A 26,414-nucleotide genomic window follows, 5' to 3' on the forward strand; every position below is an offset into this window, starting at 1 on the left:
CCATCGTGCCGCAGGAATGCTCTGAGAAATGGATTCGGGCTCGCCCTTCGGGCGCCCCGGAATGACGATCAGTGTCCCGCCACCGGCTCGATCACCGCGTCATACGTTCTCACCGCCTTGCCGCCGTCGCGATAGACGACGAGCGCGCCGATGATGCCGAGCGCCGCGCCGAACATCAGCCAGTACGCCGGCGAGGCCTTGTCCCCGTTGGTCATGCCGATGAGCTTGGTTGCCACGGCCGGGGTGGACGTGCCGAAGATACCTGCAGCCAATGCGAAAGCGATGGAGAAACAGGTGGTACGGACATGTGCCGGCACGATCTCGACCAGACATCCCAGCATCGTGCCGCTGTAAACGCCAAAGTAGAACGAGAACATCATCTGGACTGCCAGCAGTTTCCCGAGAGTGGGCGCTGCCGCGAGCCAGGACAGCGCCGGGTATGCAGTCAAGAATGCCAGGATCGCGATGGTCACCAGCACCGGCTTGCGGCCGATCCGGTCAGAGACTGCGCCGCCAACCGGATTCCAGATGAAGTTGGTGACCGCGACGAGAAGGGTCACGAGCAGGGTTCCCTGCGGCGAAAGGTTGAGCTGCTTGCCGAAACCGGGAGCATACACCGTAATGAAGTAGAAGGTCGTCGTGGTCAGTACCGCGATCATCATCCCGAGAATGACGATGCGCCAGTTCGCGATCGCCGACGCGAACACCTCGCGCGCGGTCGGATGCTTTTTCATGGCCAGGAACGCCGGGGTTTCCTCGAGCGAACGCCGCAACATGAAAATGACGGGGATGATGATACAGCCGACAAAGAACGGGATGCGCCACTTCGCGATGCCCCCGATCGCATCCAGGAACGTGTCGGCCGGCACGGCTTCTCTCAAGATGAAGCCGATGATCGCTGCAACAAAGATCGCTACCTGCTGACTGGAAGATTGGAACGAGGTGTAAAAGCCGCGGTTACCTGGGGTCGCGATCTCGGACAGATAAACAGAGACACCGCCGAGTTCTACGCCGGCGGAGAAGCCCTGAATCAATCGGCCGATCAGCACAATCGCGGGGGCAGCGACACCTATCGCTGCGTAAGACGGGCAGAAGGCGATCACTACTGTGCCGAGCGCCATGAGCGCGAGCGTGACGATCAGGCCCTGGCGACGGCCAATGCGATCGATATAGGAGCCGAGGACGATCGCGCCGACGGGACGCATCAGCGCACCGAGCCAAAACACGCCATAAGCATTGAGCAGAGCTGCGGTCTCGTCTGCGGCGGGGAAGAACGCCTTTGCGATATCCTGCGCATAAAATCCAAACAGGAAGAAGTCGAACTGCTCGAGGAAATTGCCGCTGGTGGCGCGCAGGATCGCGCCGATGCGCGACTTGATCCTGGGCGGATTGGTTGATGCTGCTGGTCCAGCCATGGCGTTTCTCCCCTTCGGACGTGGCCGGACCGGAATCCATTTTCACGGCAAGGCGACAGATTGTTGCTGTGACAATCCGGCTTACCCCTCCGCGCGAGGCGCCGCGAGTCAACTTGTTTTGCTGCGGAAGCTGATGATTTTTCAGGCTTTATTCTGCGTCGCCACGATTATCCATTGGCGGAAGGCGGCGAGCTTTGGGGCTTCGCGGCGGCCCTCCGGCGAGACCAGGTAGAAGCCCGCATCGGCCGGCAACGCGATCTTGAAGGGGACAACGAGCCGGCCCTTGGTGATGTCGTCCTGCACGTAGGAGGTTCGTCCCATCGCCACGCCGATGCCGTCGATCGCGGCCTGGATGGTCATGAAGATCATGTCGAAGGTGATGCCGGGCTGTTTGGAGATGTCGACGGGCAGGCCCGCCGCCGTGAGCCACAGCCGCCAGTCGTCGCTGTTGGCGTTGGATGTGTGCAGCAGCGGATAGCCCGTCAGGTCCTCGGGCCGTTGCAACGGCTTCTCGCCGCGCAGCAGCGACGGACTGCAGACCGGAAACAACTCGTCGGCCATCAGCCAGTCGGCGCGCAGGCCCGGCCATTGGCCCCGGCCGTAGCGGATCGCAGCGTCGACGTCGTCGCGCTGGAAGTCGACGAGGCTCGTCGATGTCGTGATGCGGACGTCGATGCCGGGATGGGCCTCCTGGAAATCGGTCAGCCGCGGCAGCAGCCATTTTGCGGCGAGCGATGCCAGCGTCGAGATCGTCAGCACCTTGTCGTCGTCCTTGCGCAGCAGGCGGTCGGTCGCGAGCCGGAGGTCGTTGAAGGCGGCGCGAATGCCCGGCAGGTACTCGCGCGCCTCCGGTGTCAGCGCCAGCGCGCGGTTCTGCCGGATGAACAGGCGAATGCCGAGTTCCTCCTCGAGCCTGCGGATCTGGTGGCTGATCGCGGTCTGCGTCACGTTCAGTTCGACCGCTGCCAGCGTGAAGCTGAGATGGCGCGCGGCAGCCTCGAACGCCCGCAATCCGTTCAGGGACGGCAATCTGGCAGTCATTTGGCAGCAGGATGCATGAGCTTATTGCATGCGAAGGAGTACAAATTGTCGTTTGTCGAAGGCCGCGTATAGGCCGATATTCCGCTGGAATTTAGCTCAAGGAGCTGAAAATGTCCACTTGCACCGATAATTCGATGACAAATCATCATGCACCGGGCCTGCTCTCCCAGATCGGGGAGACGCTGCATGTCTGGCATGAGCGCTACCGCACCCGCCGCGAGCTGACCAATTGGACCGCCCGCGATCTCCACGACGTCGGCCTGTCCTGGAGCGATATCGCCGATGAAGCCGACAAACCCTTCTGGCGGGCCTGATTGGCCGCCAGGCCGGCGCCGCCTGATCACAGGGGCGCCGGCGTTCCTTTTTTCTCCTGAGGCCGATGTCATGAGCATTCTTCGCTTCGAAGACCTGAAGCAATATTCGGACACGTTGCGAACACGGCAGGGTGACGCGCTCAAGGTCCGCTTCGTCGAGCCGCGCGACACCGACGAGCTTCAGCACTATTTCCGTTCGCTCACGACCCGCTCCCGCTACAACCGCTTCTTCGGCGCGATCAGCGAATTGCCCATGGGCCTGCTGCACGACTTCCTCCAGGTCGGCGAGCGCGAACGTTTCACTGTGGTTGCGACCAGGATGATCGACGGCTTCGAGACCATCGTCGCCGAAGCCCGCTACGCTCTCCACGCGGAATCCGCGACGGTCGAATTCGGCCTGTCGGTCGCCGATCGCTGGCAGGGCCACGGCATCGCCACCGCGTTGCTCAAGAACCTGGATTGCCGTGCGGCTGCGCTGGGCGCCGCGCACATCTTCGGTGACACGCTGCGCTCCAACCAGGCCATGATCTCGCTTGCGCGCAAATCCGGCTTCGCCTTCGTCAATCATCCGGACGATTGGAAACTGGTGCGCTTCGACAAGGAGATCAATGTCGCGCCAAAGGACATTCCCTGCGCCAGCTGGCGTCTCGCCGCGCTTTCCCGTCAGACCGTAAGCCCCTCAGCCTCGGTCTGACACCACTGCAAGCCCGGCTCTGTTGATTCAGGGCCGGGCGCTTTTTTGCTTTCACGCTTGCTGCGTAGCCCGGATGGAGCGCAGCGCAATCCGGGATTCGTGCCACATTCGCAAGCGCCCCGGATTACGCTGCGCTCCATCCGGGCTACGAACGGCCAGCTACTTCCCCGTGAACACCGCCTTGCGCTTCTCGATGAAGGCCTGCACGGCCTCCTTGTGATCGGCGGTCGTGGTCAGACGGACCAGCCGCTCGGCCTCGTGGTCGCGCGCGGTTTCGAAGTCGAACTGGAGGGCTTCGTCGAGATTGTCCTTCATGTAACGCAGCGCGAGGCGCGGGCCTTCGGCGAGCGACTTTGCAAGCCCAAAAGCCTCTTCCTGCAATTTGTCGTCAGGCACCACGCGGTTGACGAGACCGATCGCCTCGCAGCGCGCGGCGTCGACCTTGTCGCCGGTGAACATCAATTCGCGCGCCCGCGCGGTCCCGACCAGCCGGGTCAGCAGCCAGGCCATGCCGTAATCGCCGCTGAGCGCGATGCGGGCGTAGCCGGTGGCGACGAAGGCCGATTGTGCGGCGATGCGGATGTCGCAGGCCATGGCAATGGCAAGTCCCGCGCCCGCCGCCGGTCCCGGCAGCGCGGCGATGGTCGGCTTGCGGACCGAGACCAGCGCGCCGGTGAGCAGCCGCTGCCGCTCCTGGAGATCGGCGACCTTGTCGTCAAAGGACATCTCGAGCTTCTTCGGGTCGCGATGCGCGCCCATGCCCTTGACGTTGCCGCCGGCGCAGAACGCTTCGCCGGCACCGGTGATCAGCAACGCGCCGATATCGGGATTCTCGCCGCAGGTGCGGATCATGGTGCGCAGCGCCGGTGTCAGCGCGTCCGACAGCGAGTTGCGCGCCTCCGGCCGGTTCAACGTGATCACCGCGACGCGGTCGCGGACGACGCAAAGCAATTCATTAGTGCCGGTGTCGATGCTGGTTTCCGTGGTCATCGTTCCTCCCTAGCCTTGTAGGGTGGGCAAAGCGAAGCGTGCCCACCATTTGTTTCTCGCCATCGATGGTGGGCACGGCGCTGTGGCCTGCCCACCCTACGGCAGCTCTTTCGTCATTACGAGCGAAGCGAAGCAATCCAGACTGTCTCCGCGGATGAAGTCTGGATTGCTTCGTCGCTTCGCGCCTCGCAATGACGGCTGTTCTTGAATTGCCGCCTCAGAACTTCTCCACCCACGGCCGCAGCTCCAGCTCCCAGCTCCAGGCGCTGCGCGGCTGCTGCAACACGTTCCAATAGCTCTCGGCGATGGCGTCGGGATCGAGCATCGAATCCGGCCTGTCCGCCGCTTCGGTCCGCGCGGCGCCACGGATGCCGCCGTCGATCACGAAATGCGCGACATGAATGCCCTGCGGAGACAGCTCGCGCGCCATGCTCTGTGCAAGGCCGCGCAGCGCGAACTTGCCCATCGCGAACGGCGCCGACTGGGCATAGCCCTTGACGCTTGCCGAGGCGCCGGTGAACAGGATCGCGCCGTGCTTGTTCGGCAGCATGCGGCGGGCCGCCTGCTGCGCCACCAGGAAACCGCCATAGCCGCTGACCGCGATCGCCTGCGCGACCTCGGCCGGGACCAGATCGACAAACGGCCCGCGCGCGCAGCCGCTGGCATTGTAGACGACGAGATCGGGCGTGCCGATCTCGCGCTCGACCAGGCCGAACAGGCGCTCGACGTCATCAGGCTCGGTGGCATTGCAGGCATAGGCCTTCGCGCCGGTCTCGGTGCAGAGCGCGCCCAGCTTCTCGATCTTGCGCGCGGCGAGCGCGACGCGAATGCCTTGGGTGGACAGCAGCCGCGCCAGCGAGGCGCTCAAGCCCTCGCCGGCGCCGACGATGAGGGCGATCTTGTATTTCGGATGTTCCATGGCGTGATCTCTCGGAGACGGGGAGCCGCTGATCTAGGCATGACGCGCGCGAACAGCCAGCGGCAGCGCCGGCAAGCTCGATCACAATTCCGCAGAGCGAATTGCTCCTTCACGGCGATCATGCCTCCCTGACGATTTGCGGCTTTATCCGCTCTCGCGGCGGGAGCATGATCGACATCATCTCAAGCGGCAAGCGCTAAAGCAGCGCAAAAACGACCGCAGGGTACGGAAACGAAGAGGACGATCATGCGACAGCCGGCCACAACGCAGCAGAAAGATGTCGCGGCCGCACCGTCCGGCCTGCTGGCGCCCGATACATCGGGCATGAATTTCTACCGGGCCGATCAGGCATTGACGGATTTGTTACGCATCCATCTGCCGGAGGCGCTGTTCCGGCATATCGAACCGCATCTCGACCGCCTGGGTGAGTTGGCCGGCGGCCCGCTCGACGAGTGCGCGCGGCTCGCCGACCGGCATCCGCCGGTGCTGCACCAGCGCGACAAGTTCGGCCGTGATGTGCAGTGGATCGAATATCACCCGGCCTATCGCGAGCTGGAGAAAGCGGCGTTCGGCGAGTTTGGCATCCATGCGCTCTCGATCCGCAAAGGCATCATGGGCTGGCCGGACAAGTATCCGGTCGTGGCCAAGCACGCCTTCACCTTCCTGTTCAACCAGACCGAATTCGGCATGGGCTGCCCGATCAACGTCACCGATGGTTGCGCCAAGCTGCTGGCGAATTTCGGCAGCGAGGCGCTGAAGGCGAAATATCTCGACGGCCTGACGCAGACCGATATGAGCAAGCTGACGCAGGGCGGCCAGTTCATGACCGAGAAGGAAGGCGGCTCCGATGTCGGCACGCTGACCACCACGGCGGTGCAGGACGGCGACCATTGGCGCCTTCATGGCGAGAAATGGTTCTGCTCGAATGCCGATGCGAAAATCGTGATGCTGCTGGCGCGTCCCGAAGGCGCCGGTCCTGGCACGCGCGGCGTGGGCCTGTTCCTGATGCCGCGCTTTCTCGACGACGGCTCGCAGAACCACTACCGGATCGTGCGCCTCAAGGACAAGCTCGGCACGCGCTCGATGGCTTCGGGCGAAATCAAGCTGGAGGGCGCGATCGCCTATGCGGTCGGCAAGCTCGACCGCGGCTTCGTGCAGATGGCCGAGATGGTGAACTCGTCGCGGCTTTCCAACGGCGTCAAATCCACCGCGCTGATGCGCCGCGCCTATCATGACGCGATGACAGTGGCGACGAACCGCGTGGTGTTCGGCAACCGCATCATCGACCTGCCGCTGGGCCGGCGGCAGATGCTCAAGATCATGCTGCCGGTCGAGCAGGCGCTGTCGATGAGCTTTCTCACCGCCGATGCGCTCGACCGCGCCGAGGACGGCAGCCAGGACGCAGCGGCGCTGCTGCGCATCCTCACCCCGACGCTGAAATTCCGCGCGACGCGCGACGCGCGCAAAGTCTGCGGCGATGCGCTCGAGATGCGCGGCGGCATCGGCTATATCGAGGAGTTCGCCACGGCGCGGCTGCTGCGCGATGCGCATCTCGGCTCGGTCTGGGAAGGCACCGGCAATATCGTCGCGATCGATGCGCTGCGGCGTGCGGTCGGCCGTCACGGCGCCGAATCCGCGCTGTCAGCCGATCTGCACGCCCGGCTCGACGACAGCCCGTCCGTGCCGCAAGCCTGGCGCGACCGCTTGCGCGATCTCACCGATCGCGCGGTCGGCTTTGCGCGCGAGGTCGCGGGCAAGGCCGACAACGAGGCCGATGCGCGGCGCGCCACCAGCGTGCTCTATCACGTCGCCAGCGCCGTTGCGCTCGCCTGGGAAGCGCACCGCATCCACGACATGCGCGGCGATGCGCGACGTCTGCTGCTGTCGCGGTTGGTGGTCGATCATCGGGTATCGCCAAGCGATCCGTTCCGGCTTACGGAAAATGCCGTGCACCAGAACATTGCCGCGCTGCTGCTCGGTGATCGTACCGCCGACATGAGCGAGGTTGGCGAACTGGTTCTGGCAGCGTAGGCTCGCGGTCACCTCTCCCGTAGGGAGAGGTGAAGACCTGCACGCAACGAAAAAAACAACAACGAGGAAACGCAAATGAAGGCCGCCGTCCTCTATGAAGTCAACAAGCCCCTGGTCATCGAGGATATCAGCTTGCCGAAGCCGGGCCCGCGCGAGGTCCTGATCCGAACGTCGGTCGCGGGCCTCTGCCACTCCGACCTGCACTTCATGGAAGGCCTTTATCCGCATCCGCTGCCCGCGGTGCTCGGCCACGAATCGGCCGGTGTGGTCGAGCAGGTCGGCTCCGACGTCACCTACGTGAAGCCGGGCGATCACGTCGTCACCTGCTTGTCCGTGTTCTGCGGCACCTGCGACAATTGCACCACGGGACGGACCGTGCTCTGCACCGACACCACCGTAAAGCTGCTGCCGGGCGTCTCCGACCGGATGCAATGGTCCAGGCCCGAGAAGCTGCACCAGTTCCTCAACCTCTCGTCATTTGCCGAGCAGATGCTGGTGCACGAGAACGCGATCGTCAAAATCAGGAAGGAGATGCCGCTCGATCTCGCCGCGCTGATCGGCTGCGGTGTCATCACCGGCTATGGCGCGGTGGTGAACACGGCGAAAGTGACGGCCGGCGAGACCGTGGCGGTGATCGGCTGCGGCGGCGTCGGCATGGCCGCGATCAACGGTGCGCAGATTGCGGGTGCAGGCCGCATCATCGCTATCGATACCAATCCGGCCAAGCGCCAGCTCGCGACCAAGCTGGGGGCCACGGACATCATCAATCCCGCCGACGGCGACGTCGTGAAGCAGGTGCGCGACCTCACCAATGGCGGCGTGCATCATTCGTTCGAGGTGCTCGGCCGCAAGGAGACGGCGGAGCAGGCGTTCGCCATGCTCGCCTCCGGCGGCACCGCCACCATCGTCGGCATGATCCCGTTCGGCCAGAAAATCGAGCTGCACGGCTTCGACTTCCTGCGCGAGCGCAGGATCCAGGGCTCCTCGATGGGCTCCAACCATTTTCGCGTCGACATGCCGCGCCTTGTCGATTTCTATCTGCGCGGCCGACTGCACTTGGAAGACTGGATCTCGGCCAAGCTGAAGCTGTCGGAGATCAACGAGGGTTTTGCCAACATGAAAGCCGGCAAGACGCTGCGCAGCGTGATCATGTTTGACAGTTGAGTGAAGCATTCTCCTCCGTCATTGCGAGGAGCTCGCGACAAAATTGCGAAGCAATTTTGCGCTGATGCGACGAAGCAATCCAGACTGTTTCGGCGGATACATTCCTGGATTGCTTCGCTTCGCTCGCAATGACGAAGACTAATCGTCAAACATCTTCGGCGGCACAAAGCCGCCGAACTCGCGCTCGATCAGTTCGGCAAGCCTCAAGGGGGTGCGGTCCTCCAGCCACGGGCCGACGATCTGGACGCCGACCGGCAGGCCGTCCGGTGCAAAGCCGGTCGGGACCGCGGTTGAGGGCAAGCCCGGCAGCGTCGCGATGCCGGGCCAGGCGAGCTGGTCGGAATAGATATGCTCCTTGCCGTCGATCTTGATGCGGCGCATCTCCTGGTCCGGCGAATGGTCGTGCGGATAGGCCGGAATCGGCATGATCGGGCAGATCACAGCGTCGAACGTCTTGAACAGCTCGCGCCATTGCGCGCGCAGCCGCGTGCGTCCGGAATTGGCGACCAGCCAATCGCGATGGCTGAGCGCGATGCCGCGCAGCCGTTCCGCGGAAAGGCTGTTGTCGCCTTCCGGCAGCGCGTCCGCCGCCGCCTTGGCGCCGGCATAGATGTCGGGCGCAAAGGACGCGGCCAGGAACGACATCAGCATGCGCATATAGAGCCGGGACGAGGCCGCGAAATCCGGCAACAGCGGACTGCTGCGTTCGATCCTGACGCCGGCCTTGGCGAGATTGTCCGCTAGCTTGTTGATGGTCCCGCGCACCGCGGTGTCGGTCGGCAGCACCGGATCCGTGTTAACCACCAGCACGCGGAAATCTCTCAGCGCGGTGTGGCGCGCCGCCGGCAAGTCGAGCCGGTAGGCGAGGCCTGCGTCGATCGGATCGGGCCCGGCCATGACATCGAGCAAGAGGGAAAGGTCGGCGGCGCTGCGGGCCATCGGGCCGATGACCGAGAGGTCACGCTCGAACGGCAAGGGCGGTAGCGGCGGGGGCGTATGACCGCGCATGGCGACGAGATTGAAGGTCGGCTTGTGCGCGTAAACACCGCAATGGAACGCCGGCACGCGCAGCGAGCCGCCGATGTCGGAGCCGATCGACAGCGGGCCATAGCCGGCCGCGAGTGCGGCCGACGAGCCGCCCGAAGAACCACCCGGCGTGCGGCCGAGATCGTAGGGATTGTTGGTGGTGCCGTAGATGTCGTTGTAGCTCTGCCAGTCGGCGAGCGCGAGCGGCACGTTGGTCTTGCCGAGCACGATGCTGCCGGCGTCCTTCACCCGCGTGACCGGCAGCGCATCTTCCTTCGCGATGAAATTCTTCTGCTCGGGAGTGCCCCAGGTCGTGGGCAGGCCGGCGATGTTGTAGGATTCCTTCACCGTCATAGGCAGGCCGAGCAGGGGCTTTCTCTCGCCGCGCGCCAATGCGGCATCCGCCTCGCGCGCGGCACTGAGCGCACGATCAAAATCCCGGACGCAGATCGCGTTGATCTTGCCGTCGTGCCGTTCGATGCGGTCGATCGCGTCTTGCGTGAGCTCGACCGACGAGACCTTCTTTGCGCTCAATGCGGCCGACAACTCGACCGCGCTTTTGAAGCTGAATTCTGATTTGGCCACCACGCTTCTCCTGTCGTTGCGGAGGGATGATGCGCAGTTTGGCCTGTTGTGGCAACCGCCGCTTGATAGAAGTTGACCCCCACAGAAAACTATCCCGGCAGCATCCGCTGCATGACCCGATCGCGGTAGACGAAAATGTGCGCGAGCGCAGATGCAACGTGAATGACGATGGTCACGAGGAGCGCCCATTCCATCGCCTGATGTAGGCCGTCGATGGTGCGTCCGGCGGCTTCGTTATCGGACGCCAGCATTGGCAGCGGCACGAGGTAGAAGAACGAAACGGACCAACCGCGGAACGACGCAAACAGCCAGCCGGAAACTGTCGTCGTCAGCACCAGCACATAGAGCAGCCAGTGCACGGCCTCCGAGCTCAGGCGCTGCCAGGCCGGGAGCGAGCTCTCCGGCGCGACAGGGTGGGTCAGCCGCCAGACGAGGCGAAGCGCGGTCAGAACCAGAATGGTCATTCCGATCGAGATGTGGAACGTCATCGCGGCACCCGGCGTCATCCCGCGGTGCAGGTCCGGCATCAGCCAGCCGATCGGATATTGAACGGCAAGCAGCGCCACAATGAGCCAGTGGAAGATCTTTGCCGGGGTCCCATAGTGCAGTTGGGCGGTCATCAATTGGTCCGATCCGACGAAAAATTCGTCCTAGGGTTGGAAGCTGCGCGCAGATGCGTGTGCGAACGGATTGACGGGGCCGCTGCTCATGCGTGTGTTGGCATCGGAGGTCGCGCCCGGGACCGGAAACGCGTAACCGATGATCGTCTTGACCACCAGCCGGTCGGATGCCGGCGTTAACCCGTAGCCGATACCAAAGTTCACATCGAAATCCCCGGCTTTGAAATCGGTGACCGCGAACAGCGGTGTTGCTGGTCCGCAAGCTTGTCGAAGCTCCCGATCTGGCCGAGGTCGCTGTAATATTCCAATCCCGCGAACAGGTTCTCGCCGAACCTGCGTGCGACACGAGCGGCCGGCGTGAAGTGCTGCTCGGCGAACTTTCCGAAATGGACGTCGACGATTGGATTGACGATGAACTCGTAGTCGCTGTTCCGGACGCCGATGATCGGGCGAATCTCCATTGAGAAGCGGGATTGGGAGAATGGCGGCGTCTCGTTGCTGAATTCAAAGTTCACGCCATAGAAGAAATTGCGCTGTTCGGCATGCGGCGAAACGAACAGCGTTCGCAATTTGAACGCGTCCGAGTAGAAGCGCTGGTCCTGAACCGAGAACGGCAGGTAGAGGCCCACCTCCCACCAGTCGGTCACGCCGTAGGCGAATTCCGGCGTGCCGTTCAGGCTGTGGTTGGAAACCAGCCCGCCGGGAAAGGCCGGGTTCTTCTGGCCGAGCGCAATGTAGTTCAGATGCTGCTGGATCGTGAACTGGCCGACATCGGCGATGCCGGCGTTGTAAACTTGGATCTCGTCGGTGGCACGCGCGGCCTCGGCCGACGCAAGCAGCATGAGCCCGCCAGACAGGCTTGCGAGCGCGGTGTATGAAAAATGCCGCTTCATTGCCGCCGCCTAAGCCGCCCCGATCAAGATGCCCACCGCGAGCACGATGGCGCCGCCGAGCACGATCTGGAACACCGCCTGGAGGAACGGCGTGTCCATGTAGCGCGCACGGATGAACGCGATCGCCCATAATTCAAAGAACACGACGACGCCGGCGATCGCGGTCGCGATCCAGAACGCATTGGGCCAGGCGTCCGGCACCAGATAAGGCATGGTGTGGCCAAGCCCGCCGAGCGTCGTCATCAAGCCGCAGGTGAGACCGCGCAGCCAGGGCGAGCCCCGGCCGGTGAGCGATCCGTCATCCGACAGCGCCTCCGCAAATCCCATGCTGATGCCGGCGCCGATCGAGGCGGCGAGGCCGACCAGGAAAGTCTGCCAGTTCTGGTGGGTGGCAAAGGCAGCCGCGAACAGCGGCGCCAGCGTCGAGACCGATCCATCCATCAAGCCGGCAAGGCCGGGCTGCACATATTGCAGCACGAACATGCGGCGGTTGGTGCGGTCTTCCTCGGCGCGCACGTCGGAGCTCAGGATCTGGTCCGTCAGCTTCGCGGCGGTCTCTTCATGGCCTTTCTCGGCTTCGGCGAGATCACCCAGCAGGCGGCGCACCCCGACATCCTCCGCCTGCTCGGCCGCCTTCACGTAAAAGCGCTCGGCCTGCATTTCCATGGTCTCGACTTCCCTGCGGATGGTGTCGAGCGGCAGGTTCTTGGTGAGCCAGACCGGGCGGCGGCGCAGGAAGCCCTTGACGTCCTCGCGGCGGATGGGAGGCAAATGCGGACCGAAGCGCTGTTCGTACATTTCCAGCAGCATGTGCCGATGGCCGCGCTCTTCCTCGGCCATCTGCTCGAAGATTTTGGCGGAATCCGGATAGCGCTCCTTCAGGTCCTCCGCGAAGCTCATGTAGATGCGGCTGTCCTCCTCCTCGGAGGAAATCGCCACGGCAAGCACCTCGCGCTCGGTCAAATCGGCAAAATTCTTCACGGATCACGCCTGCTCTAGTTTAGAATAATTCTAATCTGATATAGGCTGCAATTCGTTCAGGGTCAATTCACGCGAGCTGCGCGAACGGTTGCATCCGAAGGGCCGTCACAACGTTGTTTGGGTGCATGAACCCGGGGCCGACGCAGGTTCGAACTTTTTAAAACGTGGCTGGACGGGTGAATGATGGACAAGGTCAAGTTTCGTCTGAACGATCCGCGGCTGGCGCCGCGTCGCACCAAGCTTGAAATCCCCGGATGGGCCGGCAAGCGCGAACCTCGCGTCGATGGTTCGCGCGAGCAGGTCTGGCATTGCGTGCCGTTTTCCGAGGGCGCGCAATACGGCATCGAGCTGTTCTATCCCTATGATTTCGAGCTTCACGTTACGACCAGGGACGGTCACTTGATCCTGGAGGCCGATTGGGGTGAGCCGCCGGAAGGGGGCGCGGAATGGCCGCCGTTTCGCAAGTTTGGCGACGCCTTCTACACCTATCAGATACTGCTCGATCTCAAGGTCGAAAAAGGCCTGGCGGTTCGCACCGAGCCGCATCCGCGATCTCTATACCGATCCGACTGACACCGTGCCGATCGCCGTCCCCGCGCTGATCCGCAATTGGTGGCCCATGATGTTCTTTTGCGTCTTCAAGGCGCCCGCCGAGGGCCGAACCCACATCTTCCGGCCCAACGAGCCCTTTGCGCAGATCATCGTCATTCCCGAGGAAGCGAACTTCGATCTCGAGCCCATGGGCGAGGAGGAAGCGGCGGAGCGCGAGCTGCAGGCCCGCCGCATCTACAACAACAGGCCCAAACTGGCGGCCGGCACCGAGTGGACGTCGTCGTCCGATACGGTGTTCGACGGCACTTACCGGCACCTGCACCGCGCGGCAAAGGACAAGGCTCGCAACGGATAGGGCGGACGACCGGGTCCTGGCCCTGCGGTCCCGCCTGTTTCCTTGCTTCCGGCGTTTGCCGTTTGCGGCGATCGCGATGGGCGATTCTGCCTGGATTTCCGGATGCCCGGCCCCCCGACAGCAAAACAGGACCCGTAGGTCCTGTTCACCTCATTCCTGCCGTTGCGACCTCAGTAGCCGCGGCGATAGAAGCTGTGATGGTGGTGATGGTGATGATGATGGTGATAATAGCGCCGATATCGCGGGACCACCACGACCGGCGCGTCGTAATAGCGGCGATAGAAGCTGTGGTGATGATGGTGATGGTGGTGATGATAGAATTGGGCGACCTGAACATTTTCGCCGGCTTTTGGCGGGGTCGCTTCATCGAGGGCTTGCAGCCGGGCGCCGGCGTTTGCGATCGGCTCCAGCAGGTCGGCGTATGAATTCGCCTGCAGGACGTCCGTAGGCGCAGGCGCAGCTTGGGCGCTGCCGAGCGCTCCGAACGCGGCTGCCGCTCCCAAAATTCCAGCGATCTTCTTGTCCAATGTCGTTCTCCATGGTCGCCGGACCCAGCTCCGGTATCTCCGCAACGTCAGACATTGCCGAATGTTCCCTGAACCCCCGATTAACGCCTTGTGGCGGGAGGGTGGCGGCGCTTCAGGCGGCAGGGGCCGTGGCGGCGCGCTGGAGAAATTGAAGCAGCAATCGGCTGACCTCGGCCGGTTGCTCCTGCTGCACCCAATGGCCGGCGCCGTCGACCAGATGGCAGCCGAGCAATTGGGTGCACGCGCTCGCCTGCATCGTCTCGAACACGCCGGGGCGCTGATAGGTGCCCCAATCCTGCCTGCCCGAGATGAAACAGGAGGGAACGTCGATGCTGCGGCCGGAGAACAGCTGCAACTCGTTGTTGTAAGCAGCCGACGTGCCGCAGCGATACCATTGCAGGCCGCCCTGGAAGCCGGTACGTCCGTATTCGGCGCTGTAGTAAGCGAGATCGCTGTCCGGCAGCCATTGATTGGCGGCGATTTCGGCCGGCGAGGGCATCTCCTTCGCGACGGTCTCGGCCATCGTCTCGTCGCGGTCCATCACGTAGTAGGTCGGCAGCTTCGCCAGCTCACTCGCCGACCATGATTTCAGCGGGTACGGCTTGTTGTCGGTCCAGTCCGCGCTCTTGTGGTGATAATAGGCGCGCAGCAAATCATGCACGCCCTGCGGCGCGTGCTGCATGTCGGCGTTGGCCGCGCGTGTCGAATAATACCATTGATAATGCTTTCGCGGTCGAGGCAGGGCCGCCAGCTCACGATGCACGGGATCTTCAGCCTGCGGCTTCGCCGGTGTGTGGACCGTGTCGAACGGCAGCGGCGGCGGTCCGCCGAACGGCGCGCTCATCATCACGACCGAGCGAAACACGTCGGGCCGCATCAGCGCACACCAGGATGCGACCGGGCTGCCGAAATCATGCCCGACCAGATCCACTTGCCTGTAACCGAACGCCGACACCAGCCCGAGCGCGTCACGCACTAGGTTGAACAGACGGAACGGCGCGAGGTCGCCGTCGTAATCGGCAGTCCATCCGGTGGTGCGGCCATAGCCGCGCTGGTCCGGCACGATCACGTGATAACCGGCGGCTGCAAGCGCCGGCATCACCTTGCGCCAGGAGAACGCGAGCTCGGGAAAGCCGTGCAGCAGCAGGATGCAGGGCCGGCCTTTGGTCTCGAAGCCGGCCTCCAGCACATGCATGCGCAAGCCGTTGATGCCATCCACGTAACGCGAGCGGATTCCGGCGGGCAGGGGGATGTCAGGGAGATCGGCCATGATGTTTCCTCGTCATGGCCGGGCTTGTCCCGGCCATCCATGCTTCTTCGCTGTCGTGGATTGTAAGAACGTGGATGCCCGGGACAAGCCCGGGCATGACGGAAACGAAGGCGGCGCTACACCGCCGCGCAGACGAATCCATTCCCCTTGCGCCGGATCTTCCCGACCGACGGCGACGGAAAATGCGCGGTGCAGCACAGCGTGTCGGTGTCGCAATAGCGCTCCAGGAAGCTGCGGCGTGTGGTTGCCGCCGCTGCCTGGTCGACGTCGAACTTGATCGAGAGCTCCGGATACAGCGTCTGGATCGGCGAGTGCATGAGATCGCCGCTGAAGACCGCGTCGTCCTTGCCGCGGCCGAAGGTGAAGGCGACGTGACCGGGCGTATGGCCTGGTGTCGGCACGATGCGGACGTGATCGCCGATCTGGTGGTCGTTGCCGACGACCTCGTGGCGCTTGGCCTCGACCACGGGCAGCACGCTGTCGACGAAGGGCGCGACCTCCGCCTTCGCGTTCTGCTCGGTCCAGTAGTCGAACTCGCGCTTCGCGAACACGTAGCGCGCCTTCGGGAAGGTCGGCACCCAGCGGCCGTTTTCCAGCCGCGTATTCCAGCCGACGTGATCGACGTGCAGATGCGTGCACATCACGAAGTCGATGTCGTCGACGGAGATGCCGGCGCTCGCGAGCCCGCGGAAATAGGTGTCGTCGGTCTTCATGTTCCACTTCGGTCGCGGCCGCGGCTTGTCGTTGCCGATGCAGCTGTCGACCAGAATGGTGTGATGTGGCGTCTTGATCACGTAGGACTGGAAGCACAGGATCAACCCGTCCTGCTCGTCCAGCGCTTTCGCCTGCCGCATCCAGGTGCGGTTCTCGGCCAGCACCTCCGGCGTCAACCCGGGCAGCATCTCCAGCGCCGGCAGGAACGTGGTCTCCTGCTCGATGATGCGATGGATGGTGAGATCGCCGATCGCGTATTTCAGACTCATGACAACACTCCGCGCGCTACGCCGCCGGCGGCACCGAGATTTTCACCGAGGGCCGCTCCAGCATCTTCTGATCAAAGGCGTCGAGTTTCGGATAGGCCTTGCGCCAGCCGCAATCGGCGAAGCGGAAGTCGGCGTAGCCGAGCACGCAGACGAGGCCGATCTGCGAGATGTCGAACGGCCCGTTCAGCACGTCCGGCATGTTCTCGAAACGCGCCATGCCGGTCCAGGCCCGGTTCCAGTGGTCGTCCGACCACGCCTGCCATTGCAGGCCCTGCGGCCGCACCATCTTCTCGTAGCGGCACAGCAGCATGGAATCGAGCATGCCGTTGATGAGGGAATGATTGGTCTTGGCCTTCCAGCGCCGAGGGCCGTAGTCGGGAATGAGGCTGCCGCCCGCCATCTCGTTGAGATATTCGACGATGACGTAGGAATCCAAAATGACGTCGCCGTCATTGGTGATCAGCACCGGCAGCTTCTTCAGCGGCGTGATGCGCGAATAGTCCTCATTGACCGTACCCGGCGCCACGGTCGCGGGCATGAACTCGATGTTGTCGATCAGCCCAAGCTCGATCGCGGCGATGCGCACCTTGCGGGCGAACGGCGAGGCGGCGGAGAAGGAGAGTTTCATTTTGGATCCTTGTTGTCATTCCGGGGCGATGCGAAGCATCGAACCCGGAATCTCGAGATTCCGGGTCTGGCGCGAGAGCGCCATCCCGGAATGACAGATGAGGTCGCCGCCTAAGCCGCAACGATCTCCTGCCGCTGCTCGCCGAGGCCTTCGATGCCGAGGGTGATGACGTCGCCGACATTGAGGAAGGTCGGCGGCTTCATGCCGAGACCGACGCCGGGCGGGGTGCCGGTGGTGATGATGTCGCCGGGCAGCAGCGTCATGAACTGCGAGACATAGGAGATGCACTTGGCCATCGAGAAGATCATCGTTTTGGTCGAGCCGGTCTGGCGGCGCTGGCCGTTGACGTCGAGCCACATCGACAGGTTCTGCACGTCCTTGATCTCGTCCTTGGTGGCGAGCCACGGCCCGAGCGGGCCGAACGTGTCATGCGACTTGCCCTTCGTCCACTGTCCCAGGCGCTCGGTCTGGAAGTTGCGCTCGGAGACGTCGTTGCAGACGCAATAGCCGGCGACGTGGTTGAGCGCGTCAGCCTCCGAGACATATTTGGCGCGGGTGCCGATGATGGCGGCGATCTCGACTTCCCAGTCGAGCTTGGTCGAGCCGCGCGGCTTTTCGACCACATCGTTCGGGCCGGACAGCGAGGTGTTGGCCTTCATGAAGATGATCGGTTCGGTCGGGATGGCAGCGCCGGTTTCCTTGGCGTGGTCGCTGTAATTGAGGCCGATCGCGACGAATTTGGAAATGCCGGTGACGGGCGCGCCGAACCGCGGCTTGCCGGAGACGGCGGGCAGTGACGCGGGGTCGAGGGCCGCCAGCTTGGTCAGGGATTCCGGGGAATAGGCCTCGCCCGTGAGGTCCTTCACATGCGCCGACAGGTCGCGCAACTGGCCGGATTTGTCGACCAGGCCGGGTTTTTCCGCACTCTTTTCGCCGTAACGAACAAGCTTCATTCTCGTTTCTCCCTGGAGATGGACCGATCGGTTAAATAGCTTCATGGAACAGCGCGGCGGGAAATTCAACCGCCGACTAGCCGCCGTTCCCGCATTGCTCCCCCTCATCCTGAGGGTCCGCCGAAGGCGGGCGTCTCGAAGGATGGCCGCGGACGAGAAAGCGGGGCCTGCATGGTTCGAGACGCGCGAAGACGCGCTCCTCACCATGAGGAGCAATGTCGTCAAGCCAGCGCCTCAAACCTGAACGCGTCGCCATCGCGCTTGATATGCCCGGCCGAAAAATGCCCGCCGATCACCAGCGTCCGGGTGTCGGCAAAGCGGCCGAACAGCACTGCCCGCGTCGCGGCCGATTGTACCTGGTCGGAATCCGCGGTCGATGACCAGTCGACATGGGCCATCTGGCAGGGATGATGGGCGACGTCGCCGGTCAGCAACCCTTGTTCACCGTCCGATCGGATCAGGATGCTCATATGGCCGGGGCTGTGGCCGGGCGTCGGAATCACGCTGATCTCCTCGCACAACCGGTGATCGCTCGGGATCAGGTCGGCGCGATCGGCATCGACGACCGGCTTCACTGAATCGTTGAACACGGCCTGCTTGTCCGGCTCGGTCGAATGATCGCGCCAATATTCATATTCGGTGTCGCCGAACACATAGCGCGCTTTGGGAAAGGTCGGCACCCATTTGCCGTCGACGAGCTTCGTATTCCAGCCGACATGGTCGACGTGAAGATGCGTGCACAGCACGGTGTCGATGCTGTCGGGGGCAAACCCCGCCGCCATCATCGTCTCCAGGAACGGCGTGCTGCGGTTATTCCAGGTCGGGACGCCGCGGCCCTGCTTGTCGTTGCCGAGGCCGGTGTCGACCACGATGCGTCGGTCTGGCGTTTCCACCACCAGCGAATGGATCGACATCTTCAGCCGGCCCTCTTCGGTGGCAAAATGCGGGATCAGCCAAGGCAGCTTCCGGATCGCGTCATTGCTCGCCAAGGGCAGGATGAAGCGGGTCGAGCCGACCGTCTCCAATTCCACCACCCTGGTGATTTTGACCTTGCCGACTGTCCACTGCATTGCGGCGTGCCCTCCTTGTTCTTGCTTTGGCGGCAAAAGATGCGGGTTTCCGTCACCCAGCGCAATGGATCATCTGACGCGGTGCGGCGTTATCGCGGGAACCCAGGACAGGCCAAAAGGGGCAGTCATGCCAGAGCTTGCAATTTCCGCCGAGAAGGTCGCCTTCATCATCGAGAAGGCCCGCGAATTCGACGTCAAGGAAGCGGACTCCGATCCGGATTTGGGCTCGAACGCCGCCGATGACGATATGGTCGACGTGCTGGACGATGACGGCTCCGATCCCGCGGGGCAAGAACTCAGCAGTTTCATCGCCGCCCTCAACGAGGACGAGCAGCTGGACCTCGTCGCGCTGACATGGCTCGGGCGCGGCGAGGGCACGATCGACGATTGGGACGATTTGCGCGCCCGCGCCGTGGAGGCCCGCGCCACCTATCGCGCGCCGCGGCGCGAAACCATCCGCTATCTGCTCGGCGATCCCATGCTGGGCGATTTGCTCGCGGAGGGATTGGACGCGTTCGGCATCGACTGGACCGACGGAAACACCACCGCCGATTCATCGGCCCCGAGCCAGCGCGACGAAGACGAGATCACCAAGCAGCGGTGATCATTCTCGCTGGCTCAACGTCGTCATGGCCGGGCTTGTCCCGGCCACCCACGTCTTGCCTCGCCGTCCAAAGTACGTGGCTGCCCGGGCATAGGCGAGTGGAAGCGTAGTTGCCGCTACAGCGTTCCAGGAAACGCGCCGCCATCCAGCAGGATGTTCTGCCCGGTGATGAAGCCGGCCTTGGCGCCGCAGAGGAAAGCGCAGGCGTAGCCGAACTCGTCGGGCTGGCCGAAGCGGCCGGCGGGGTTGAGCTTGGCGCGCTCGGCCAGAAGCTGATCCGGCGTGATGCCGCGCTTGTCGGCCTCGGCCTTCGCGGTGCCGCGCAGCCGGTCGGTCTCGAACGGGCCGGGCAGGAGTCCGTTGATGGTGACGTTGTTGATCACGGTCTTGCGCGACAGGCCGGCGATGAAGCCGGTGAGGCCGGCGCGCGCACCGTTGGACAGGCCGAGAATGTCGATCGGCGCCTTCACCGCGGCCGACGTGATGTTGACGATGCGGCCGAATTTGCGCGCCATCATGCCGTCGACGGTCGACTTGATCAGCTCGATCGGGGTCAGCATGTTGGCGTCGATCGCCTTGATCCAGTCGTCGCGGGTCCAGTTGCGGAAATCGCCGGGCGGCGGGCCGCCGGCATTGTTGATCAGGATGTCGGGCTCGGGGCAGGCCTTCAGCACGGCCTCGCGGCCTGCCGGCGTCGTGATGTCGCCGACGATCTCGGTGACCGTCACGTCCGGACAGGCTTTGCGGATGTCGTCGGCCGTCTTCTTCAGGACATCAGCGCCGCGGGCGGTCAGCGTGACGTGAACGCCTGCTTCGGCAAGCGAGATGGCGCAGGCTCGGCCGAGACCCTTGCTGGATGCGCAGACGATGGCGCGGCGACCTTTGATCCCAAGATCCACTGTTTCACTCCCGTAAATAGCTGGCTGGTTTTGGATGCTCGGTACTCTAGCCAATCGTGGTGCCGCTGATAAGGGACCGGCTCGCATCAAAATGCATGCACGCTTCCGCGGCGATGCAAATGTGCGGGCATGATCCTAGATGCGCCGTTCCTGCTTGAGGCGGTCGATCGCGGCAGCCGCCTCCGGCGGCAGCGACTTGAAGCCCATCTGGCCGACGGTCGAGAACAGCGGCCGCAGCCGCGAACCGGCGAGGAAGGGTGGCTGGTGGTTGGCCGGCACGATCTGGTCGAACACCAGCACCAGCGTGGTGGCGACGAGTCCGACCCGGACGGCGCCCAGCGCAGCGCCGCCGAGGCGGTCACCGATGCCGGCCTCGCCCATGGTGTCGTTCAGCGCGACCCGGCCGATATGCCCGAACAGCATGCCGACGATCACGAAGATGGCGAAGAACCAGATCCAGTTCTGCAGCAGCGGCGAATTCGGATTGCCGGTGATCTGCGGCGCGATCAGTGGCATCAGCGCGATCGCGATCGGCGCGGCGAGCAGATAGGCCAGGATGGTCATGGCGCTGCGGAGCAGGCCGGTCCTGAAACCGAACCCGATCGCAATCGCGAGGGCCGCATAGACCGCGAGATCGAAACTGTTCATGAGCGGGAGCCTGCCATGGAACGTATGAACGCCCAACCGATCATTCCGGTTTCAGATCGCTAAAATCGTCTGTATTTTTTTGCCCCGACGGGCCCCCCGTAAGAACGGGGAGAGGGAGAAGAGCTACCGCACCTCCTCCCTGATCATGTCCGCCGCCCTCTCTCCGATCATGATCGTCGGCGCATTGGTGTTGCCGCCGATCAGCGTCGGCATGATCGAGGCGTCGACGACGCGCAATCCTTCCACGCCGTGGACCTTGAGCCTGGGATCGACCACGGCCATCGCATCCGTCCCCATCTTGCAGGTGCCGACGGGGTGATAGACGGTATCGACGCGGTTGCGCAGGACGGCGCGGATGTCGTCGTCCGTCCTCACGTCGGACGTGAACATGTCCTTCTTCTGCAACGCGCGCATCGCGGGCGTCTCCATCAGCCGTCGCGTGGTCTTGAAGCCGGCGACCATCGTCTCGAGATCCTCCGCCTCGCCCAAGAAATTCGGATCGATCATGGGGGCTGCGAGCGGATCAGCGCTTTTCAGCCAGACGCTGCCGCGGCTCTTTGGTCGCAACAGGCAGACATGGCATGAGAACCCGGCCTCCTTGTGCTTCTTGCGGCCGTGGTCGTCGAGCATCGCGATAACGAAATGAAGCTGAATGTCTGATACGTCGAGGTCGGGGCGGGTTTTCAGGAAGCCGCCACATTCGGCGAAATTGGTGGTCATCAGGCCGCGCCGCTCGCTGCGGTAGCGCTGGATCGCGCGGAGCAGGGATGGCAGCCGACCGAGCGAGGAGTGAACAAGGTGCGGATAGTCGGACGCGTACACGAACACGAAATCCGGATGGTCCTGCAGATTGCGCCCGACGCCCGGCAAATGGTGCACGACGCCGATGCCTTGTGCGGCAAGCGCATCGCCGTCGCCAATGCCCGACAGCATCAGCAATTGCGGTGACTGGAAGGCGCCGCCGGCGAGGATGACCTCGCGGCGGGCGTGCAGCCGCTTGGTGTGCTTGCCCTGCACATATTCGATGCCGACCGCGCGCCCGCCTTCGAACAGGATTTTCGTGGCATGCGCTCCCGTCTCGACGCGCAGATTCGCGCGCTTATCGATGTGGGGCTGCAGATAGGCGCGCGCCGCGCTCCAACGCTCGCCGTTCTTCTGTGTCACCTGGTAGCTGCCGAGTCCTTCCTGGTCCTCGGCGTTGAAGTCCTCGCGGACGCGGAATTGCGCCTCGCGCGCGGCCTGATGGAAGACCTCGTGGATCGGATTCTCCGAACGCAACCTGTTGACGTGCAGCGGGCCGCCCTTGCCATGATACGCGCCGTCGAAATCACTGTTGTTCTCCGAGCGCTTGAAATAGGGCAGCACGTCGTCATACGACCAGCCGGCATTGCCAAGCGAGGCCCAGTGGTCGTAATCCCATTTGTGGCCGCGGATGTAGACCATGGCGTTGATCGCCGAGGAACCGCCGAGGCCCTTGCCGCGCGGTTGATAGCCGATACGGCCGTTCAATCCCTTCTGCGGCACGGTCTCGAAGGCCCAGTTGGCCGCGCTATAGGGCAACGCAAGGCCGAATGGCGTGGTGATCCGCCAATTGTCGTTGCGTCCGCCGGCATCGAGCAGCGCCACCGATGCCGCCGAATCCTCCGACAGCCGCCCCGCCACCGCGCAACCGCCGGAGCCCGCGCCCACGACGACGAAATCGAATGTGTCAGTCACTTGTGTTTCCCCCATTATCGTCATTCCGGGGCGATGCGTAGCATCGAACCCGGAATCTCGAGGTTCCGGGTTCGCTCCGCGCCCCGGAACGACCGATTCCTACGACATGAACCGCATCAGCTTCTCCAGTCGCGCGATCTTGCCGCCATAGGGCGGATAGAGGTCGGCGAGGCGGTTTAATTTCGAGCGATGAAACACCGGCTTCAGTTTGCTGAACGTGCGAAATCCCCATTCGCCGTGATAGGCGCCGCTGCCGGATGCGCCGACGCCGCCCATCGGCTGGTTGATTTGCGCGAAATGAAACAGGCAGTCGTTGATGGTGACGCCGCCGGAGATCGTGCGCGCCAGCACCTCGTCGCGGGCGTCGCTGTTCTTCCCGAACCAATAGAGCGCCAGCGGCCGGTCGCGGGCATTGACGAAGGCGATCGCGTCTGCGGGATGGCGATAGCCAAGCACGGGCAGTACGGGGCCAAAGATCTCCTCCTGCATCACCGCCATCGCTTCGGTGGCGTTGACGATCAGCGTCGGCGGGAATTTGCGGTGCGCCTTCCAGTTGGGATCGTCGGGCGTTGCCGGTTGCAGGATCTTCGCGCCGCGTTGCGCGGCATCGGCAACGAGGCCTTCCAGTCGTGCATAGTGCCGGTCGGAAATGATCGAAGTGTAGTCCTTGTTGGCGGGATCGGTGCCGAACATGCGCCGCATCTGCGCACGCAGTTTTTCGGCAAACGCCTGCAACGCGCCCTCAGGCACCAGCACATAATCCGGCGCGATGCAGGTCTGCCCCGCATTGAGCAGCTTGCCATAGGCGATGCGCTCGGCCGCCTCCTCGAGATCGGCCGAGGCGTCGATGATCGCGGGCGACTTGCCGCCGAGCTCGAGCGTCACCGGCGTCAGATTGCGTCCCGCGGCTTCCGCGACCAGCCGGCCGACCCGGGTCGAGCCGGTGAACACCAAATGATCGAACGGCAGCGACGCAAAGGCCTTGGCGATATCGTCCTCGACGCCGGTGACGAGCAGTTCGCTCGCATCGAATTTCGCGGCGACGATCTCCTTCAGAAGGCCTGCGAAGTGCGGCACCAGTTCGCTCGGCTTGATGATGACACGGTTGCCGGCGGCGATGGCGCCGATCGCGGGCGCCAGCGTGAGCTGCAGCGGATAATTCCAGGGCGCGATGATGCCGACCACGCCGAGCGGCTGCGGGATCAGCCGGTTGCGCGCGGGCAGGAATTGCAGCGCGGTCGCCACACGCTGCGGCGCCATCCAGGCCTTCAGGTGCTTGGCGGCATGCCGGATCTCGGAGAACACCATCATCGTCTCGGCGATATTGGTCTCCACCGCGCAGCGGTGGCCGAAATCGGCCGAGATCGCCTGCCGGAAGCGCTCCTCGTTCTCGGCGACAACAGCGCGCAGCCGCGCCAGCCGGTCGAGGCGCTCGGCCAGATCAGGCGCCGGCTCGGCCCGCGATCGCGCGGTCATGGCGTGGAACGCGTCCGCGAGTGCCAGCTGCGCGGCGCTCGTCGGCGATTGGTCCAGGGTCTGGTCCAAAATCTGGTGGTCCATGGAAAGCTCCATGGCGCTCCTCCTCAAACGGCGTTTCGCCTCGTTTTGTTGCCGCAGGCTGGCCCTTTGTGGAACTTGTGGCAAGGGCGAGCCAAACAGACCCGAATTCGGTCCATCGGCCTGTCATAAAGTCGAAAAAAACGTCGCCGCAGCCCTTTCCAAAGGCAGCCCGGGTTGGTACATACCGCCCGCACCCAACGGGCTTTGCCCGGGGTTGCCTTCCAAGGAAGCCTTTGGGACGGAAGAGCAAGCCACGCGCGCAGCGCCGGCCCTCTATTCACCGTCCCCGGCATTTTTCGAAGGCGCGCAAGGATTAACGCGGGGTGGAGCAGCCCGGTAGCTCGTCAGGCTCATAACCTGAAGGTCATAGGTTCAAATCCTATCCCCGCAACCAAGATAGCCCGTCAACTCGAATGAGTTGGCGGGCTTTTTGATTCTCCCGGCTCGCCGCTGAATCATCTCCGCACTCCACGATCTCCTGCCGCCACATCCGGCTCAACACGGAAAGTTGTCACGTCAACCGCGTGTCGCCCGTCAGCGCGCGATTGGGCGGGGGCTCGGCGCTCGCGCCAATTGCGCCAAAATGGCGGCTGAGCGCCGCGCATCTCCGCCGGACGTGGGATCCGATGTGGCGGCATTGGGCTTGCCGCATCGAGTCCAGCTGTCGCCGAGATAGCGGGCGCCGAAGCCGAGCGGCACCCGGTAGGCCCAGTCGCCGGGAATTTCCTGATCGGCCTGAGCGCGTGCCGCAAGCGGCTTCGGGGCGCACAAGCTCTGCCCGATCATGTCGGCCAACCGCTTGAGCCGGGCGGTGTCGGCCGGCGTGTCGCGATAGCCGAGCCCTTCGCGCGCCGCATGCAGCACGAGCGCCGCCGAGAAGGAGAACATGTGGTAGATCAGCGCCCGTTGTCCGCGCGCCAGCTCGGCATCGATCGTTCCATCGTCGTGGATCGCCGCCATCGCCTCGTGCCAAACCTGATCCTGAAAGCTGAGCGCATCGGCATCAGGCTGGATCAGCGCGAACAATGCTGCTCCCGCCGCGGCCCAGACGCGCAGGTTGCCGCGATTGCTCGCCTTCTCGTAGAAGCTGCGATTTTCGCGGTTCAGCGTCTGCAGCCAATCGATCACCCTCGGATCGAGGGCGAATCCGGCTGCGCGGAACTTTAGCGCAAGAACGTTGAGGCCGATCAGGTATTCGCCGCGCTTGACAGTCCCATCACGATTGTATGGCTTGGACACCACAGTCAGCGCGCCAGCGGCGGCCCACTTTCTGAAATTCTCGTAGGCGCACACGGCCGCGGAATCGGTGGCGCTGACGCCGGGCCGATCGAGCGCCGATTCCAGCGAGCGTTGGAACTGGTCGACCCCGGAGGTCAACTCACTGTTCTTTTTCTCGGCGGACGGATCCGGCACCGATTGCCGCGCATCGGTGTAAATCCCGACGAGCTGAAGCGAGAGGACCGGCGGAAATTCAGGGCAGGTCGGGCCGGCGGCATGCGCCACATGCGCAAAGCTCGATGTCGCCAGGCAGAGAGCAAGGAGGGCCGTACCCCATTGTCGGACACCATACAGCACGCTCGATACTCCGTTCCGTCAAGCCCTACGCCTTGACCCTCGTTCGAGTTACGCGAGTTAGCCTGACAGAGCACTTGGTTTTTCACCCGGTTCACGCGAGCGTGCGGTCTGATGAGAACAGGCGACGTTTCGTTGGTCTGACGGGCCGCTGCCGCAATTCCAAAGCCGTTGAGGTCAAGCGGCAATGTCGGCATATCTCGGTGCTGGTGTTGCGCCTCCCTGTGACCAATTTCGGACTGCGCCGATCCGATCCGAAAATGGCCCGCATCAAGCGGGCCATTTTGTTGCAGCGTTCTACGCCGTCTTGGAGCGTGTCGACGTGCTGCTGCCGACAGGATCCCTGCATCCCGTTCGCTCGATGTACACCGCCAACATGGAAGCCGCCGCAAGCGTCACAGCCT

The 26,414-nt window shown here is 63.7% G+C and carries 25 protein-coding genes, 1 tRNA gene and 1 pseudogene; 7 read left to right on the forward strand and 20 right to left on the reverse strand.

What is annotated here, in order from left to right; genetic code table 11:
- Positions 1-68 precede the first annotated feature (68 nt).
- Positions 69-1,415, reverse strand: coding sequence for an MFS transporter (locus AB8Z38_RS26535; protein WP_369720679.1), 1,347 nt, complete (start codon positions 1,413-1,415; stop codon positions 69-71).
- 141 nt (positions 1,416-1,556) lie between these two features.
- Positions 1,557-2,456 (reverse strand): transcriptional regulator GcvA, encoded by a 900-nt coding sequence (locus tag AB8Z38_RS26540; protein WP_369720680.1) that lies wholly within the window; start codon positions 2,454-2,456, stop codon positions 1,557-1,559.
- Between the two features lie 110 nt (positions 2,457-2,566).
- Here AB8Z38_RS26540 and AB8Z38_RS26545 point away from each other — a divergent pair, with 110 nt between their 5' ends.
- Positions 2,567-2,770: a DUF1127 domain-containing protein gene (locus tag AB8Z38_RS26545; protein WP_369720681.1), complete on the forward strand. Its 204-nt coding sequence runs from the start codon at positions 2,567-2,569 to the stop codon at positions 2,768-2,770.
- Positions 2,771-2,840: 70 nt separating this feature from the next.
- Positions 2,841-3,464: an N-acetyltransferase family protein gene (locus AB8Z38_RS26550; RefSeq protein WP_369720682.1), complete on the forward strand. Its 624-nt coding sequence runs from the start codon at positions 2,841-2,843 to the stop codon at positions 3,462-3,464.
- Positions 3,465-3,623: 159 nt separating this feature from the next.
- Here AB8Z38_RS26550 and AB8Z38_RS26555 read toward each other — a convergent pair whose 3' ends face one another.
- Together AB8Z38_RS26555 and AB8Z38_RS26560 are read right to left on the reverse strand one after the other, a co-directional pair.
- The gene (locus AB8Z38_RS26555; RefSeq protein ID WP_369720683.1) at positions 3,624-4,454 is read right to left on the reverse strand and encodes an enoyl-CoA hydratase; all 831 of its coding nucleotides are present in this window, start codon (positions 4,452-4,454) and stop codon (positions 3,624-3,626) included.
- Positions 4,455-4,671: 217 nt separating this feature from the next.
- Positions 4,672-5,373: an SDR family NAD(P)-dependent oxidoreductase gene (locus AB8Z38_RS26560; RefSeq protein ID WP_369720684.1), complete on the reverse strand. Its 702-nt coding sequence runs from the start codon at positions 5,371-5,373 to the stop codon at positions 4,672-4,674.
- Between the two features lie 246 nt (positions 5,374-5,619).
- On the opposite strand from AB8Z38_RS26560, the gene AB8Z38_RS26565 reads away from it, so the two are divergent.
- Both AB8Z38_RS26565 and AB8Z38_RS26570 read left to right on the forward strand, forming a co-directional pair.
- Entirely contained in the window at positions 5,620-7,404 is a 1,785-nt protein-coding gene (locus AB8Z38_RS26565) for an acyl-CoA dehydrogenase family protein (protein WP_369720685.1), read from the forward strand.
- 75 nt (positions 7,405-7,479) lie between these two features.
- The gene (locus tag AB8Z38_RS26570; RefSeq protein ID WP_369720686.1) at positions 7,480-8,568 is read left to right on the forward strand and encodes a Zn-dependent alcohol dehydrogenase; all 1,089 of its coding nucleotides are present in this window, start codon (positions 7,480-7,482) and stop codon (positions 8,566-8,568) included.
- A gap of 138 nt (positions 8,569-8,706) precedes the next feature.
- On the opposite strand, the gene AB8Z38_RS26575 is transcribed toward AB8Z38_RS26570, so the two are convergent.
- The 5 genes from AB8Z38_RS26575 to mbfA all read right to left on the reverse strand — a co-directional run bounded on the left by AB8Z38_RS26575 (position 8,707) and on the right by mbfA (position 12,673).
- Entirely contained in the window at positions 8,707-10,179 is a 1,473-nt protein-coding gene (locus AB8Z38_RS26575) for an amidase (RefSeq protein WP_369720687.1), read from the reverse strand.
- Positions 10,180-10,268: 89 nt separating this feature from the next.
- Entirely contained in the window at positions 10,269-10,799 is a 531-nt protein-coding gene (locus AB8Z38_RS26580; protein ID WP_369720688.1) for a cytochrome b, read from the reverse strand.
- Between the two features lie 30 nt (positions 10,800-10,829).
- Positions 10,830-11,003 (reverse strand): hypothetical protein, encoded by a 174-nt coding sequence (locus tag AB8Z38_RS26585; protein WP_369720689.1) that lies wholly within the window; start codon positions 11,001-11,003, stop codon positions 10,830-10,832.
- On the reverse strand, positions 11,000-11,692 hold the full coding sequence (locus AB8Z38_RS26590; RefSeq protein ID WP_369720690.1) for a hypothetical protein: 693 nt from the start codon (positions 11,690-11,692) through the stop codon (positions 11,000-11,002). Before AB8Z38_RS26590 ends, AB8Z38_RS26585 begins: the two co-directional genes overlap by 4 nt.
- 9 nt (positions 11,693-11,701) lie before the next feature.
- On the reverse strand, positions 11,702-12,673 hold the full coding sequence (gene mbfA / locus AB8Z38_RS26595; protein ID WP_369720691.1) for an iron exporter MbfA: 972 nt from the start codon (positions 12,671-12,673) through the stop codon (positions 11,702-11,704).
- Between the two features lie 183 nt (positions 12,674-12,856).
- On the opposite strand from mbfA, the pseudogene AB8Z38_RS26600 reads away from it, so the two are divergent.
- Positions 12,857-13,580, forward strand: a pseudogene (locus AB8Z38_RS26600) (hypothetical protein).
- Between the two features lie 170 nt (positions 13,581-13,750).
- Here AB8Z38_RS26600 and AB8Z38_RS26605 read toward each other — a convergent pair.
- The 6 genes from AB8Z38_RS26605 to AB8Z38_RS26630 form a co-directional block, all read right to left on the reverse strand.
- Positions 13,751-14,107 carry a hypothetical protein gene (locus tag AB8Z38_RS26605; protein WP_369720692.1) on the reverse strand — a complete coding sequence of 119 codons (357 nt, stop codon included), beginning with the start codon at positions 14,105-14,107 and terminating at the stop codon, positions 13,751-13,753.
- A gap of 112 nt (positions 14,108-14,219) precedes the next feature.
- Positions 14,220-15,377 (reverse strand): alpha/beta hydrolase, encoded by a 1,158-nt coding sequence (locus AB8Z38_RS26610; RefSeq protein ID WP_369720693.1) that lies wholly within the window; start codon positions 15,375-15,377, stop codon positions 14,220-14,222.
- Between the two features lie 116 nt (positions 15,378-15,493).
- Positions 15,494-16,360, reverse strand: a complete 867-nt coding sequence (locus tag AB8Z38_RS26615; RefSeq protein WP_369720694.1) for an MBL fold metallo-hydrolase — start codon at positions 16,358-16,360, stop codon at positions 15,494-15,496.
- Positions 16,361-16,376: 16 nt separating this feature from the next.
- Positions 16,377-16,988, reverse strand: a complete 612-nt coding sequence (locus AB8Z38_RS26620; RefSeq protein ID WP_369720695.1) for a glutathione S-transferase family protein — start codon at positions 16,986-16,988, stop codon at positions 16,377-16,379.
- A 110-nt stretch (positions 16,989-17,098) separates the two neighbouring features.
- Complete coding sequence (locus tag AB8Z38_RS26625) at positions 17,099-17,941, reverse strand: fumarylacetoacetate hydrolase family protein (RefSeq protein ID WP_369720696.1); 843 nt, start codon at positions 17,939-17,941, stop codon at positions 17,099-17,101.
- A gap of 221 nt (positions 17,942-18,162) precedes the next feature.
- Positions 18,163-19,011, reverse strand: coding sequence for an MBL fold metallo-hydrolase (locus AB8Z38_RS26630; RefSeq protein ID WP_369720698.1), 849 nt, complete (start codon positions 19,009-19,011; stop codon positions 18,163-18,165).
- Positions 19,012-19,138: 127 nt separating this feature from the next.
- Here AB8Z38_RS26630 and AB8Z38_RS26635 point away from each other — a divergent pair, with 127 nt between their 5' ends.
- Positions 19,139-19,615, forward strand: coding sequence for a DUF3775 domain-containing protein (locus AB8Z38_RS26635; RefSeq protein ID WP_369720699.1), 477 nt, complete (start codon positions 19,139-19,141; stop codon positions 19,613-19,615).
- A 116-nt stretch (positions 19,616-19,731) separates the two neighbouring features.
- Here AB8Z38_RS26635 and AB8Z38_RS26640 read toward each other — a convergent pair whose 3' ends face one another.
- The 4 genes from AB8Z38_RS26640 to AB8Z38_RS26655 all read right to left on the reverse strand — a co-directional run bounded on the left by AB8Z38_RS26640 (position 19,732) and on the right by AB8Z38_RS26655 (position 24,450).
- Positions 19,732-20,514, reverse strand: coding sequence for an SDR family oxidoreductase (locus tag AB8Z38_RS26640; protein ID WP_369720700.1), 783 nt, complete (start codon positions 20,512-20,514; stop codon positions 19,732-19,734).
- A gap of 135 nt (positions 20,515-20,649) precedes the next feature.
- Entirely contained in the window at positions 20,650-21,162 is a 513-nt protein-coding gene (locus tag AB8Z38_RS26645; RefSeq protein ID WP_369720701.1) for a CvpA family protein, read from the reverse strand.
- Positions 21,163-21,285: 123 nt separating this feature from the next.
- Positions 21,286-22,878 carry a GMC family oxidoreductase gene (locus tag AB8Z38_RS26650; protein WP_369720702.1) on the reverse strand — a complete coding sequence of 531 codons (1,593 nt, stop codon included), beginning with the start codon at positions 22,876-22,878 and terminating at the stop codon, positions 21,286-21,288.
- Between the two features lie 99 nt (positions 22,879-22,977).
- Positions 22,978-24,450, reverse strand: coding sequence for a coniferyl aldehyde dehydrogenase (locus AB8Z38_RS26655; protein WP_369720703.1), 1,473 nt, complete (start codon positions 24,448-24,450; stop codon positions 22,978-22,980).
- Positions 24,451-24,755: 305 nt separating this feature from the next.
- Between AB8Z38_RS26655 and AB8Z38_RS26660 the strand changes: the two genes are divergently transcribed.
- A tRNA-Met gene (locus tag AB8Z38_RS26660) sits at positions 24,756-24,832 on the forward strand.
- 140 nt (positions 24,833-24,972) lie between these two features.
- Here AB8Z38_RS26660 and AB8Z38_RS26665 read toward each other — a convergent pair.
- Entirely contained in the window at positions 24,973-26,013 is a 1,041-nt protein-coding gene (locus AB8Z38_RS26665) for an alginate lyase family protein (protein WP_369720704.1), read from the reverse strand.
- Between the last annotated feature and the right edge of the window lie 401 nt (positions 26,014-26,414).

It is taken from the genome of Bradyrhizobium sp. LLZ17, assembly GCF_041200145.1.
Lineage (GTDB): Bacteria > Pseudomonadota > Alphaproteobacteria > Rhizobiales > Xanthobacteraceae > Bradyrhizobium.